General features: G+C 43.3%; 12 protein-coding genes. 5 read left to right on the top strand and 7 right to left on the bottom strand.

What is annotated here, in order from left to right; translation table 11 throughout:
- Window positions 1-157: 157 nt before the first annotated feature.
- Window positions 158-1,366: an HhoA/HhoB/HtrA family serine endopeptidase gene (locus V7L29_RS09970; RefSeq protein WP_334735334.1), complete on the top strand. Its 1,209-nt coding sequence runs from the start codon at window positions 158-160 to the stop codon at window positions 1,364-1,366.
- 253 nt (window positions 1,367-1,619) lie between these two features.
- On the opposite strand, the gene V7L29_RS09975 is transcribed toward V7L29_RS09970, so the two are convergent.
- From V7L29_RS09975 to ispD, 5 genes are all read right to left on the bottom strand, one after another.
- Window positions 1,620-1,823: a hypothetical protein gene (locus V7L29_RS09975; RefSeq protein ID WP_334735335.1), complete on the bottom strand. Its 204-nt coding sequence runs from the start codon at window positions 1,821-1,823 to the stop codon at window positions 1,620-1,622.
- 31 nt (window positions 1,824-1,854) lie between these two features.
- Window positions 1,855-2,202: a DUF760 domain-containing protein gene (locus V7L29_RS09980; RefSeq protein ID WP_334735336.1), complete on the bottom strand. Its 348-nt coding sequence runs from the start codon at window positions 2,200-2,202 to the stop codon at window positions 1,855-1,857.
- A 647-nt stretch (window positions 2,203-2,849) separates the two neighbouring features.
- On the bottom strand, window positions 2,850-3,392 hold the full coding sequence (scpB, locus tag V7L29_RS09985; protein ID WP_334735337.1) for an SMC-Scp complex subunit ScpB: 543 nt from the start codon (window positions 3,390-3,392) through the stop codon (window positions 2,850-2,852).
- 179 nt (window positions 3,393-3,571) lie between these two features.
- Window positions 3,572-3,769, bottom strand: coding sequence for a hypothetical protein (locus V7L29_RS09990; protein ID WP_334735338.1), 198 nt, complete (start codon window positions 3,767-3,769; stop codon window positions 3,572-3,574).
- Window positions 3,770-3,834: 65 nt separating this feature from the next.
- Window positions 3,835-4,518: a 2-C-methyl-D-erythritol 4-phosphate cytidylyltransferase gene (gene ispD, locus V7L29_RS09995; RefSeq protein WP_334689960.1), complete on the bottom strand. Its 684-nt coding sequence runs from the start codon at window positions 4,516-4,518 to the stop codon at window positions 3,835-3,837.
- A gap of 69 nt (window positions 4,519-4,587) precedes the next feature.
- Here ispD and V7L29_RS10000 point away from each other — a divergent pair, with 69 nt between their 5' ends.
- Window positions 4,588-5,547, top strand: coding sequence for a glycosyltransferase family 9 protein (locus tag V7L29_RS10000; protein ID WP_334735339.1), 960 nt, complete (start codon window positions 4,588-4,590; stop codon window positions 5,545-5,547).
- Between the two features lie 269 nt (window positions 5,548-5,816).
- On the opposite strand, the gene V7L29_RS10005 is transcribed toward V7L29_RS10000, so the two are convergent.
- Window positions 5,817-6,287 carry a CRR6 family NdhI maturation factor gene (locus V7L29_RS10005; RefSeq protein ID WP_334689963.1) on the bottom strand — a complete coding sequence of 157 codons (471 nt, stop codon included), beginning with the start codon at window positions 6,285-6,287 and terminating at the stop codon, window positions 5,817-5,819.
- A gap of 670 nt (window positions 6,288-6,957) precedes the next feature.
- On the opposite strand from V7L29_RS10005, the gene V7L29_RS10010 reads away from it, so the two are divergent.
- Window positions 6,958-7,404 carry a Fur family transcriptional regulator gene (locus V7L29_RS10010; RefSeq protein WP_334689958.1) on the top strand — a complete coding sequence of 149 codons (447 nt, stop codon included), beginning with the start codon at window positions 6,958-6,960 and terminating at the stop codon, window positions 7,402-7,404.
- A 72-nt stretch (window positions 7,405-7,476) separates the two neighbouring features.
- On the opposite strand, the gene V7L29_RS10015 is transcribed toward V7L29_RS10010, so the two are convergent.
- On the bottom strand, window positions 7,477-10,524 hold the full coding sequence (locus tag V7L29_RS10015) for a pentapeptide repeat-containing protein (RefSeq protein ID WP_334735340.1): 3,048 nt from the start codon (window positions 10,522-10,524) through the stop codon (window positions 7,477-7,479).
- A gap of 143 nt (window positions 10,525-10,667) precedes the next feature.
- Between V7L29_RS10015 and V7L29_RS10020 the strand changes: the two genes are divergently transcribed.
- Both V7L29_RS10020 and V7L29_RS10025 read left to right on the top strand, forming a co-directional pair.
- On the top strand, window positions 10,668-12,464 hold the full coding sequence (locus V7L29_RS10020) for a DUF3685 domain-containing protein (RefSeq protein WP_334735346.1): 1,797 nt from the start codon (window positions 10,668-10,670) through the stop codon (window positions 12,462-12,464).
- Window positions 12,465-12,525: 61 nt separating this feature from the next.
- The gene (locus V7L29_RS10025; protein ID WP_334735341.1) at window positions 12,526-13,236 is read left to right on the top strand and encodes a diacylglycerol/polyprenol kinase family protein; all 711 of its coding nucleotides are present in this window, start codon (window positions 12,526-12,528) and stop codon (window positions 13,234-13,236) included.
- Window positions 13,237-13,387: the final 151 nt, after the last annotated feature.

Consider the following 13,387-nt stretch of genomic DNA (forward strand, 5'->3'; position numbering starts at 1 on the left):
CCCCAATGCCCAATGCCGCCACTTGCTTTGAGTCGGCACGCAAGGGCGCAGTGGCTCCCCAATGCCCAATTCCTTCTAAATTGATCTGTCCACTTGCCGTTAGCTTGACTACACTTAGAAATTAGCAACTGCATTGCTGTCCTTGAGCAAAACGATTATGAAGTTATCCTTAAAGCAACTGACGGTTTATGTGTTTTTAGTGGTGATTGGCGGTGGTGCAGGTTTGTTTGGCAGTCTCTATCTCCTGCCACAAAATCGCTCGTTTCAACAGTTAAGAAATGTAACAATGGCTTTGCCTCCAGAATCCGTAGTTCCAAATGCTTCTAACGGAGCAATTGGGGCTACTGGGGGCGATAATGTGAATTTTATTGCGACGGCAGTGCAAAAAGTTGGCCCAGCTGTGGTGCGAATTAATGCTACTCGCAAAGTCGCCAATCCTATCTCTGATGCATTGAAAAATCCCCTCTTGCGGCGATTCTTTGGAGAGGATGAGCAACCAATTCCCCAAGAACGCATTGAGCGCGGTACAGGATCGGGATTTATTTTGAGCGAAGATGGAGAATTACTCACCAACGCTCATGTGGTAGCAGATACAGATACAGTACAAGTCACCCTCAAGGATGGTCGGAGTTTAGAGGGGAAGGTGGTAGGAGCTGATTCTGTGACAGATGTGGCAGTGGTGAAAATAAAAGCGAATCATTTACCGACTGTGAAACTGGGCAATTCCCAAAACTTAATACCAGGAGAATGGGCGATCGCTATTGGCAATCCTTTGGGTTTAGATAATACTGTCACTATTGGCATCATCAGCGCTACGGATCGCACCAGCACTCAAGTTGGTGTCCCAGATAAGCGAGTCAGCTTTATCCAAACTGATGCCGCAATTAACCCAGGTAATTCCGGTGGTCCCTTGTTAAACGCCCAAGGCGAAGTGATTGGTGTTAACACTGCCATCCGCGCTGATGCTCAAGGACTTGGTTTCGCCATCCCCATTGAAACCGCCGCCCGCATCGCCAATGAACTTTTTACCAAAGGGCGTGTGCAACATCCCTTTTTAGGTATTGAAATGGCAGACCTTTCTCCTATCAGAAAACAGCAGATTAATCAAGAAAATCAGCTCAACATTCAGCAAGAAGCTGGGATTGTAATTCAAGGAGTCACAGATGATTCCCCAGCCAAGCGTGCAGGACTGCTTCCTGGAGACGTGATTCAAAAAGTTAACGGTAAACCAGTCAAAACCTCAGCTCAAGTTCAGAAGGTGGTAGAGTCCAGCTATGTTGGGGACATTTTAGCTATCGAAGTCAACCGCAGCGGTAAAATTCAAACTTTCAAAGTACAATCAGGAGCTTACCCTGAAAGGAAGTAGTCAATAGTCAATAGTCTTAGAATTTTTGACAGTGCCAATTTGAGATTTTAGATTGAAGAATTAAAAATTATTTCGGTTCATGCCCCGCCCCGGACTTCGTCCCGCTGCGCTAACGTGGGTGGAACAAATCCAAAATCAAAAATCCTCAAGCCCCGTACCCTTGTGGTCTCTTTCAATCCAAAACACGCTCGCGGACTCGCTCTAAGCGTTAGTGCAGCCTAAGAAGAGAAGCCATGCCGTTGGCGTATCCCTACTAGACGAACAAGCTAGCAAGAGCGTGTCGCAGCAAACCCAAGGGACGCGAACAGCGTTTCACGCCACTTGCTACAACGAGGGGAAAATACGCAACGCAGTGGCTCCCCTTCTCCCATTCGTGAGAGCCTAACGCCTGCCGTAGGATGCCCAAAGGGCTGTAGGGAGAAGAGAAGGCTTTAAGCTGCGCTATCGGCTTTTCCATTACCCAAAATTGGTTGACTACTGACTATTGATTATTGACCATTAGACAAATGCTCTAACTGCATTCTTTGTTCCATCTGGCGCAGAAAATACCCCGTCATCATAGCCGATGCTAGAAGCCCAGCTAAGTTCTCCCGATCTGTTGTAATTTGCACGTTAAAATTTTCTGCCGGGAGCATTCCCACTAGCCCTTGGACATTTTGCGAGATGATTTGTCTAATTTCGGGGCTGGCGGACTGAGCAACCCTCGATAAAACATCAGGAGACTGATGCTGTAGATATTTGAGTAACTGATTGGGGTATTCCTCAGAGTGGTCCGAAAGAAGTTGATTAGGGTGTTCCTCAGAGTTATCATTCAAAAAGTCAGGATTAAACACCATTGGCAGTTTTATTTAGCTTAATTGCTAACTCTACTCTAAACCATAGTACAAGGGTAGCGCATTCACCACGGGTATAAGCCGTCAAGAAAAGAGGGGATTGGGCATTGGTTAATAATCAATAGTTTTTCTTCCTCTGCCTCCCCTGCCTCGCCTGCCTCCCCTGCTCCCTCATCCCCCCACTCCCCAGTCTCCAGTCCCTACCTCTTTTCGATCACTCTCATCAAATAAAAATCAGAAATCTTTATTTTTATAGGGTTTGATGAATCTTAGGTGTAGGTTGGGTTGAGGCAATGCGTTACCCAACAAAACTAGCGATTATTGGTGTTGGGTTACCCTTCTCCTATCGGAGACGCTACGCGAACGGGAAGCCGCCCTCTGGGCGTCTACGTTCCTCAAACGTCACTTGCTTCTCCCTACAGCCCTTTAGGCATCCTACGGCAGGTGCTAGCCTAGAGACGAATGGGAGAAGGGGAGCCACTGCGTTGCCGTGAGTTCAGCGCTGTAGGCGACTGGCGAACCCGGAGGGGGGTTCTAAGAGTTGTAGCAAGTGGCGTGAGACGCGCAAAAGGACAAGTCGGGAAACGGCAAGGGCACAGTGGCTCCCCAACCTATAAATATTTTTATTTTTTCAGAGTAATAAAAGAGCGCTACTCCCTACTCCCCAGTCCCTTTAGTTCTAGTTCTAGTTCTAATTGTTCTTCCTTTTGGTTGGTGGAAAGTATTTGCGGGAGTTGTTCGATTTGGAAATACTGATGAAATTTCGGCGTTACTTGGAGTGAGTAAGAACGAGAATCGCTGTCTCGACGCTTGCGGATGAAACCAAGTTCGACGAGTTCTGGAACGTGCTGATATACTCCTGAACCGCGCAGGTTAATCAAGTCGCTCTGGAGTATGGGACTATTGAGAGCAATCGCAGCCAAAGTCCGCAATGCACCTACACCCAATTCTACTGGGATCATAGTTTGCACCAAATCATGAAAGTCAGACCGTAATTGCAAACTGTAACCATCTGGGGTTTCTATTACCTCTAGGGCGCTATCTCGGTGGGCATAGTTGTCCATCAGTTCAATTATGCCTTCTTTGACAGTAGCGCGATCGCACGCGGCATACTCGGCGATTTCGCCGAGCGACAAGGGTTTACCCTTTAAATAGAGAATTGCTTCTATCTTCGTCGCTGTGGCTGTAATCATTTAGTCATTAGTCATTGGTCATTAGTCATTGGTCATTAGTTACTAGTCATTAGTTACTAGTCATTAGCAGATGACAACTAACAATCAATAAGTGTGTGGAATTATATCCTAAATTGTCAAAATATTTTTCGACAGTCTCAAACTGGGGGATTGGGCATTGGGGAGCCAGCGCTGTGGTGTTAGCGCAGCGTAAAGCCTACGGCATAGCAACTCTTAGAGACGCTGCGCGTAGCTTGCTTAAGAGCAGGGGTACGCTTAGAGCGACGTAGGAGCTCGGCAGTCCGGTCTTCTCCCAAAGGGAGACGCCAAAGGCGATGGGGGTTTCCCCCAGGAGGAACTGCCTTCATGGTTTCCCGACTTAAGGCGACTGGCGTCATTGGTTAATAATCAATAGTTCTTCTTCCTCTGCCTCCCCTGCTCAAGAACTGTCTGTTCATTTTCCTCAAAAGCCTCTAGTTGTAAGAATAAATTCTGCGATCGCTAAATCTTGTGGAGTAGTCACTTTTAAATTTGTCTCCTCTCCCTCAACAATTCGCACTTTCTGGCCGCATCTTTCAAACAAAGCGGCATCGTCAGTTACTTCCCAACCTTGACGGGCACCTTCAGCATGGCACTGTTTCAACAACTTTACATCAAATCCTTGGGGAGTTTGTGCTGCCCATAGTTGTCGTCTGTCGGGTGTTTTTTGAATTATGCCTTGTTCATCGACAACTTTGATGGTGTCTTTGACGGGTATACCAGCAATTAAACCGGGACAGTGGCGAATGGCCTCGGCACAAGAGTTAAATAAATCTGGTGTGGCCAGGCATCTGGCCCCATCATGAATCAACACTTGTTCTGCGGCTACTGGCAGCGCCTGCAAGCCATTGTAAACAGATTCTTGGCGGGTGGAGCCACCTTGAATCAATTCTACTGGTTTAGTCAGCTTCAGATTGGTGAGAATTGCTTTAAAGTCAGACCAGTCAGCAGGTTGAGAAATAATCCCGATCCAAGTGATTGTACTGGCGGCTTCTGCGGCTAATAAAGTCCAAGCAATAATTGGTTGCGATCGCACTAAGAGCAGGAGTTTATTGCGGTTACTCCCCATTCTTTTTCCGATTCCCGCAGCTGGAATTAGTAAATACACAGAATTCCTCAATCTTTAAGCTATATATTTTCCCCTAAAATAGGGAGCGAGTAAGCGTCAATAAATATTATGCGAGTAGTAGCCCTTGTACCTGGCGGAATTGGCGACCAAATTCTCTTCTTTCCGACTCTAGATGACCTGAAGCGCAATTACCCTAACGCTCAGATAGATGTCGTTGTTGAACCCCGGTCAAAGGCTGCCTACCGAGTGAGCAAGTCAGTTCACGAGGTGCTGAACTTTGATTTTAAAGACCGTAACAGTCTGGCAGATTGGGGTAACTTGGTGGGCAGTATTCGCGATCGCGAATACGATGTTGCTATTGCTGTTAAGCAAAATTGGTTGGTGGGTCTTTTACTCTGGTTGACGGGAATTCCCATACGCATTGGCTACCAAGGCAAAGGATCGGTTTTTCTGACCCACGCTCTGCCATTCAAACCATCCCAGTATGCGGCGGAAGTATATCACGATTTGCTGCAACCATTGAGCATAAAAACCCCTGTCCCAGAGTTAGCAGTAAATGTGCCAAAATCAGATATTGAGTGGGCACAAAAGGAACAAAAACGCTTAGAGGTGCATGAAACAGGCTATATCTTGATTCATGGCGGTTCTGGCCAGTTATCCCAGGCTAAAGAACTGGATAAAATCTACCCTGTCGAAAAGTGGCATCAAATTATTCAAGCCTTCCAACATAAGCAGCCGGATCTGCCTGTGGTGGTCATTAAGGGACTTGACGATGAGCCGTTTGTGCGATCGCTTCTGGAGTCTTCTCCAGATATCAAGGTGACTGCCCCAGATGATATTGGTAAGTTAACTGCCATAATTGCTGGGGCAAATTTAATGTTGTCTACTGATAGTGCGGCACTACAACTGAGTGTTGCAGTTCAAACTTATACCATTGCCCTATTTGGGCCCACCAATCCAGCTAAGTTGTTGCCGAAAAACGAGAAATTTCTGGCCATTGAATCCCCCACAGGAAAAACGGCGGATGTTTCACCAAACGCAGTTTTGGAGAAAATTTCGGGTGGCTAAACCAGCAGTTTTCCCAAACTGAGATACTTAGAACAGAGAGTAAGCCTTAAAACCTCTCTCTTTACAGGAGAGAGGTGAAAGTATATTGCATACAAATGAAAAACTCCATAATTTATTACTTAGCCGTTGTCACAAATCGGGAACGGCTTTTAGTTTTTCTTTAGATATATTGAGCTATTGCGGTACGTTACCCTATCACTAATACACCCTAAAAAATTGTATTTTTTAATTGGAAGTACCAGCATATTTGCTGTTGTCCTATTAGCTATTTAAAATATTTCAAAAAAAGCATCATCTAATTCATAACCCAGGATTTGAGCCATAGACTTCAGTCGCGAGAGACTGGGGATGCCCTGCTGTTTGAGCCAATCACCTAAAATAAATATTTTGTGCATCAAAAATATTTCTAAAGCTTCAGGATTGTACTGAATGCCTTCTTGAGAACTGAATTGGTGTGGTACAAGCATGGCGGCATAACGAGCAAATTCTCCAGCTTTCCAATCTAGTAAAAATGGCAACCAAGGGTATTTGGCATCTAGGCGCACAAACCACAACCGCACCTCTGGAATTTCTGAAAGTTCCCGTGGATCACCAGGTTCTTGATTGTAATTGATATTAAAGCATAGCTGCTGTTCATGGGATGCGGCCCCATCTTGCAGCAGTTGTTCAATCACCGTTGACGCAGGCGACAGATCCAGATTGTTAATGAAGTCATTATTGAGTGCGATCGCGATTGTCATTGATTCAGTAGCCACTTTCTTGATGCTCAACTGTAGGATCGAGAATCTACAGTAGCAGCTTTCAGGGATTGACGCTACATTAACCTTTAGTAGCACAAAGTCTGATTCACGAATCAATTAGTATTTACTGACACTTTTTTGCTGATAATTGGTCAACCTATATAAGTCTGATCTGATCAAACTTATTTGATACTTTTGCTGAGTTTTCGCTGATTCTAACAAATATACATCTAGTTGGTAGCCTTGATATGAGCCACAGGCGATGCCTGCGACGGGCTATACACCTATGCCACTCACGTACACGTATTTTGCTATACTTAAATATTATTTTTATAAATGCAATAATTACTTATCTTTAAAGAAAAAATTACTACACGATTAACATAGTATGTCATTATAATTAGCCTACTTACAAAAGGCAACACCTGCCGTAAGGTGGACATTTACAGCAATTTTAAGTTAAAGTTGTAATGAGTTTGTTTTAAATTAAGGTCTGACAAAGTAGCCGTCAACAACCAAAAAAATCATTATTGCTACCTGTGACTTCCGCAGCATCAAAAGCCAAAACACAAGTACAGGTAAAAGATCGGTGTGCAATATCATTGCATATATTAAATAACCAATAAACATTGAAATGGGAAAATTCCCTTAACAGTAAACAAGCTGTAATATGCAAAAACAAACAATTTCTACAAAACCAATTCGTTCCTTAGAAGATGCGCTTGAGCGCTGTCAAATCCTGGGTATGCGCGTCAGTCGTCAGCGTCGCTTTATTCTGGAATTACTTTGGCAAGCAAATGAACACCTTGCTGCAAGAGAGATTTATGATCGCTTGAACCAACAAGGTAAAGAAATCGGTCATACCTCTGTTTATCAAAATTTAGAAGCATTATCCTCTCAAGGCATTATTGAGTGTATTGAACGCTGTGATGGGCGTTTGTACGGCAATATCAGTGACTCTCACAGTCATGTCAACTGTATAGATACAAATCAAATTCTTGATGTTCATGTAGAACTGCCAGAAGATTTTATCCGCAAAATTGAGGAACAAACAGGAGTGCGGATTACTGACTACAGTATTAACTTTTTTGGCTACCGCAACCCGCAAGAAGAGTGATAGGAGTTAGGAGTGAAGAGTTAAGAGTTAAGAGTTAGAAGTCTGGATTCTAGCTTTACTAGGCAATAAAACCTAATAACCATTACTTTCATCAATGGAATTATTGCCAAAAACTGTCTCATCATCGGCATCATCATCATACAAATCTACTGGTAAAATTGTGCCTTCACAGCTTTCAATTAGTCCGATCACAGGGGTTTCGTTCCAATTAACATTTGTGTTTGGCGTAATTTTTACGGTGTTTAAGAAGGGCTGATGTGATGCCTGCGGCGGAAAACTACGCAAATGTTTCAGTCTTTGAAACGACTCTTTGGAGAACAAAGCACCATTATTAGCGGCCAATTTTTTGTCAGCCTCAGTGAGAATGGCATCAAATAAATAGGCGTTGGTAAGATTGGCAGAATTAAGATTTGCATCTGTAAGGTTTGCCTGTTGAAGATTTGTACCTGTAAGGTTTGCCTGTTGGAGATTTGTACCTGTAAGGTTTGCCTGTTGCAGGTTTGCACCTGCAAGGTTCGCCTGTTGCAGGTTTGCACCTGCAAGGTTTGCCCCGATTAACTCCGCATTAGATAAGTTTATCTGCTTAAGATTTACCCCAGTTAACATCACTTGCAATAAACAGGCTGCCGATAAGTTGAGTTCAGCCAGAGACTTGATTCGGGTTGCGAAGGCACTTTTGTGCAAAACCGTTGTCCTAGCAATCAGCGCACTTAGCGCCTCTGGATTGAATTCTGTTAAATTAATTGGATTCCCACAAGGCCAAAAAGGAACTTTTGTTTCTTGGTAGCAAGCACAAAGCAATAAAAACACATTCAGTCCCACCGCAGCATTCACCTGTTCAACATTCACAGGATTTTGCAGTGCCTGAAAATGAGTCAAAGCTTTGTGGGCTATTCCCTCATCTAACCAACGACCTTGACAGTAAGCACGCCAGAAAGACAAAAGACGTTGAAACAAAACTTCAAAGGAAAATTTGTGCTTTTGCTCTCGCCGCAATCTGGCGATCGCTAGTTCTTCAATTTCTTGGCTAAGTATCCCGTAACCTAGTAAATTGTAAATATGCTGGGCAACGTCACTGTGAGAATCAAGCACAAAAGTAAGCGTACCATAAGCCTCATCTTGGTACTGAGTCAGAAATTTAAGTTGGGCAGCAATATCTTCTGCACAAAGAAATTCTCCTAACTTGACATGGGAAAACTCAATTAAACTACTTTTTGCTGCGCTTGTGTGTGAGCTTTTTAAATCCCGAATTTTAAAGTAAAACCCTGGCAAAGTATTAGATTCCTCAGCCCAATTAATTTGATGACGTTGTGAGTGTAAGATTTTGAGAGCGATCGCTTGCATCTGCTCAAGTAAATCTTGGGGATGGCCACCAGCGAGTAAATTAGCGATCGCTTCTGGAGTTCGGTGGATATGAGCTGATCCTGAGCGTAGTAGCATCGTTTTGATCCCACCAATTAGCGGATAGCCCAACAACCATCGACTCAGGCGATGATAAATTTCCCATAACAGAGAAGAATTTTGGGAATTACTAGCTAACTGCAATAGTTGATCATCTAGCAGTCCGTCGCGGTGCAAAATTCCTAACAAATGCAGCATTAGGGGTTGACGGACAAGGACAGATAATCCTGGAAACTTTGATTGGCTGGCAAATAAGCCTGCCTGTTTTAATAATGTAAAGAAATTTTGAGCGATGGGCAACGATTGCACTTTTGCCCACTGCTGAAACCATTGTTTGAGTTCCTCCACATCCAACGGCTGAATTATAATTCGCCTCAATAATAGCGATAGTTCTGGGGCGATTTCTTGTAAAGTCTTTGACCGACTTGTTAAGACAAATTTGTGTCGGTGCTGAAATTGAAAGTTCAGTAATTGCTGAATAAAAATTGCTTGGGCCCTTATACCTTGAGCAGAAGGGGGTAGTTCATCCAGACCATCCAGCAGCAATAGACAAGGGAGATTTTCTTGCTCTAACCAAGTTGAAAGATTAATATGAAAAGCAGAATTCAAGGTTTCGATTAAAGTTTTACCGTATTTTACATCCCGCAACCTAATTACTATAGGCATCCAAGTAGGGTAAAATTCCTGTGTTACCTGTGCCGCCCAAAGTTGACAAAAACTAGTTTTTCCATAACCAGGTTCAGACTCAATCACAGCGATGGTTTCTAAATCAGTTAGCTGTTGCTGCGCCCATGTCTTTAAATCAACTGGTTTAACAGTTTTTTTATCCTGTTCAGAAATACTTTCTTCTATTGGTAAACCTTTCTGTGGCACATAGATATCTTTAAGGGCAAAGGATTCCATCAGCAAAGGCATACTCAGATTTTGAATCAAACTTGCACGATAATGTTCTCGGTGCAAATCAATTTTCTCACCGACTGTAGAAACAACTTTTGGGGTGATCAAACTAGGAGATAATGAAATCCCCAAACGGAAAAATTTTTGCAGTTGGGCTAAAGGTGCAGCATTCTCGGTAACGACTACCAGTAAGTGACCAGGAAGTGAGTGGAGCAAACGCTGTGTTAAGAGTTTAGCTTCGGGTTCCTCTGCACCATTGGCAACTAACCAAGCTATAGCAGCATTATTTATTTGTTGCACCAGTAATGAATCTGCAACCAAAGATAGTGCTTGTTCAGCTTGAGTGTCAGTCAATTTACCTGGGCTAAAAGTTTTCAACAATCCTTGCAGTTGCGGATCTTGGAGAGTAAGTTTACCCACTTCCTGTTTAAGTATGTGTGGTTGAATGGGTATACTTGCCCGGTCTAGCCACGGTCTTTGCAGCTTTTCTTCCTGCTCTATAATTGCTTGCAAAGCCTGGAGATAGCCAATTTGAAACGCTAGCCATGTGCCTTCGTTACGTTTTAATGGTTTTTTTTGGCTGAGGCTACGCAACAGGTTTTCTGTCAACTGAGAAATGACACTGATTTCTTGCCAAACAATACCTAAAGGCAGTTCTAAAACCTCTACCAAAGTACAGATATCAAAAGGCATTAAGCTTTTGACTTCCATATCCTGAACAATATGGAAGGCAATACCTGCCAATTGTCCCGCTGAAAATCCTCTGATTTGATTGATTGCGATATAGCGTTCTGCCAACCAGTGCCGAATACTCAAGTTCATTTAATTACACAGTGAAGGCTGCCTATGGCAATTATGATCGATTTATCAGTTTGCGAAAACAGGTAAGAATGAGGAAGATAAAGTTTTGTATCAAAGCTGTTTTCTGATTGGTAAAAAATAATGCTTGTGTAATTAAGCAGACTATGAGCGATCGCCCTCTAAAATTATTGTTAATCGACCAAGACCCAATTTTTCGTCTGGGATTACGGGTAGGTCTGGAAGCAATTCCTCACCTAGAAGCGATCGCAGTAGTAGAAACTTACACTGCTGCCTTGCAGATTTTAGCAGAAATTGCCCAAAAAGACCCTAATCAGGTAAATTTGGTGGTTTTAGAATTCGGTAATAGTCGCTCCACCACCAGTCAACAGCTAGGTTTACAATTCTGTCGGCAACTCAGAGCCTTATATCCCAACCTGCCAATTTTGCTCCTCAGTTCTGTTCAAGAACAAGGACTGCTATTGGCCGCAAAATCTGTTGGTATTAATGGCTACTGCCCAAAAGGCACACCACTCCCTGAGTTAGTCACCGCTATGCAAGAAGTTGCAAATGGTGGTGACTATTGGTTCCAGGACACCGAAGCAATAATAACTCCTAACTCCTGTACAGACGCGATTAATCGCGTCTTTACTCCTAACTCCTGTACAGACGCGATTAATCGCGTCTCCCCTCTCCCCTTCTCTAGACTGCGAAATAATTTACGTTTGTCAGGAATTGGTTACATTGACGCTACTCTAGCCACAGTAACAGCACAATTACAAGTTCCCGGACTACCAGTACTAGATCGAGCAATTTTAGCTGGACGGCGGCGAGAACTGTTAGGGGCTCGTTGGTTGCTAAATCGGTTGTTGGTTTCACCACAAGAAAGGCAAGAGGAGGATATCCCGGTTACTGATCAGCCGCCTCTCACTTCTTCATTAAGTAGTTCGATTCAACAAAGCCAAACTGTGTCACCTTTACTTAGTCCGGGAACACTACAATCTGCCTTGTTTGCATCCTGCGTTACCAAACTTCAATATCCGTTACGAAATGTTACAGATGTGCCTTTAGAAATTGACATATTTCGTGAAGATAAAAAACGGGAATTACTTTATCTTATCCTCCAAAAATTGGCTCAACAGTTGGATGATCTGCGTGCTTCTAAAATTGAGATAAATCAATTATATGAAGTAAAAATTCCCCTATTACGCGATTTATGGCAAGCAGCAACTACAGACTTTTTCGGAAAATTTTCTCGGATAAAATTAGGAAATCAGAATCTAGAAATTGTTAATTTATTATTGCAAAATATTGAAGTTGTTCAAAGAGATATTCTCAATAAAATACCCCTAGTTTTTGAGTTGTATTGTTATCTGCTATTTCAAACAGAATTGAACATTGATAATGCCTCTTATCCAGTAGTGAGTGCTGAAGCCAAGTCTCAAGCGTTAATGATTGTAGAGAACTTGTTGATTCAAGTAGCGAATGGGGTAGTGCAACCACTACTAAACTCTTTAGCAGATGTAGAAATAATTAAGCAAAACTTTTATGGTCGTCAATTGATTTCCACAAGGGAAATTGAACGATTTAGAAATGATTTGTCGTGGAAATATCGTTTCAAAAATTATATAAATGAGCCAAAAGCAGTTTTTGAAAGTCGCTACGAACTATTTGTAATTGCGCCTCGTGGTATTGCCACTACTTCAGTTTATGCTCCTCGAAATCAGGAGTTAGCAAAACTTTCTAATATTCCTTTAGTAGTGACCTTGCTGCTAGAATTTAGTGATGCGATCGCACCGCGTTTAAAATCACTATTAGCTTTTGTAGGTAGCGGTATAGTCTTCATCCTTACCCAAATAGTTGGTCGGGGTTTAGGTTTAATCGGTCGTGGTATTCTTCAAGGTATTGGCAGTGTATCGTTAGTAGAAAAGAACCTGAGACGAAATAGCGATCGACCCAAATGAAGAAGCAGGAGAGCAGATGGGCAGGGGAGAATAATAATTCCTAACTCTTAACAAATGACAAATGACAAACAATGATTTTATCGGGCTGGTAGTTTCTTATATTTACGCGACTAGTCTGCTTGTCATTGGCGAGGGACTGCGTAGGCTGTTTGGTGTGAAGCCGGATTTGACCCGCAAAGTGATCCATATTGGTGCAGGGATGTGGGCTTTTGGCGTCCTGCTGCTGTTTAACCACTGGGAAATCGGAATTATACCTTTTGCTACCTTTATCGGACTCAACTACCTATTTTACCGCTACCGAATCATCGGCGCAATGGATACCCAGGATAGCTCACCTGGTACAATTTATTTTGCTATCTCAGTGACACTGCTTTTCGGGCTATTATGGCGACCAGACGGCCCAGTAGATAGCGCCCCAATTGCTGTAGCTGGGATAATGGCGATGACCTGGGGGGATGCACTAGCTGCATTAATCGGTAGACGCTTCGGGCAGCATAAGTACCAAGTGGGAAATTCTGTGCGTTCCTGGGAGGGTTCGGCAGCAATGTTTGTAGCGAGTACAGTGGTGATTTTCTTGGTGCTGTTGTTGCTACCAGGTTCGTCGCTGAGTCCCCTAGCAAAGCCTTTGGGTTTAGGATGGGCTTTATTAACGGCGGTGGTAACTGCTACTTTCGCCACCCTAGCAGAGGCAGTCTCACCCCACGGCACAGATAACCTCAGCGTGCCTCTAGTAGCGGCTGGGGTAGTATGGATTATGATGCAGAATTTTTAAGGGATTCCTAAAAAATATTCAATTGTGTAGCGACTGTCTTGAAAGTAAAGCGTAGGCGTAGGGCGTGTTTTCAAACTATAACCATAATAAAATGGAGGCGATGGCTGCGCCAACGTCTTCGACGAACGTAATCATAGCTGTATAATTTACA

The sequence above is a fragment of the Nostoc sp. genome (assembly GCF_036916575.1).
Classification (GTDB): Bacteria; Cyanobacteriota; Cyanobacteriia; order Cyanobacteriales; family Nostocaceae; genus Nostoc.

Coding starts and splice junctions, on each gene's coding strand:
- V7L29_RS09970 (WP_334735334.1), top strand. CDS start 158: ATGAAGTTATCCTTAAAGCAACTGACGGTTTATGTGTTTTTAGTGGTG.
- V7L29_RS09975 (WP_334735335.1), bottom strand. CDS start 1,823: ATGGAAAAGCCGATAGCGCAGCTTAAAGCCTTCTCTTCTCCCTACAGC.
- V7L29_RS09980 (WP_334735336.1), bottom strand. CDS start 2,202: ATGGTGTTTAATCCTGACTTTTTGAATGATAACTCTGAGGAACACCCT.
- scpB (WP_334735337.1), bottom strand. CDS start 3,392: ATGATTACAGCCACAGCGACGAAGATAGAAGCAATTCTCTATTTAAAG.
- V7L29_RS09990 (WP_334735338.1), bottom strand. CDS start 3,769: ATGACGCCAGTCGCCTTAAGTCGGGAAACCATGAAGGCAGTTCCTCCT.
- V7L29_RS10000 (WP_334735339.1), top strand. CDS start 4,588: ATGCGAGTAGTAGCCCTTGTACCTGGCGGAATTGGCGACCAAATTCTC.
- V7L29_RS10005 (WP_334689963.1), bottom strand. CDS start 6,287: ATGACAATCGCGATCGCACTCAATAATGACTTCATTAACAATCTGGAT.
- V7L29_RS10010 (WP_334689958.1), top strand. CDS start 6,958: ATGCAAAAACAAACAATTTCTACAAAACCAATTCGTTCCTTAGAAGAT.
- V7L29_RS10015 (WP_334735340.1), bottom strand. CDS start 10,524: ATGAACTTGAGTATTCGGCACTGGTTGGCAGAACGCTATATCGCAATC.
- V7L29_RS10020 (WP_334735346.1), top strand. CDS start 10,668: ATGAGCGATCGCCCTCTAAAATTATTGTTAATCGACCAAGACCCAATT.
- V7L29_RS10025 (WP_334735341.1), top strand. CDS start 12,526: ATGACAAACAATGATTTTATCGGGCTGGTAGTTTCTTATATTTACGCG.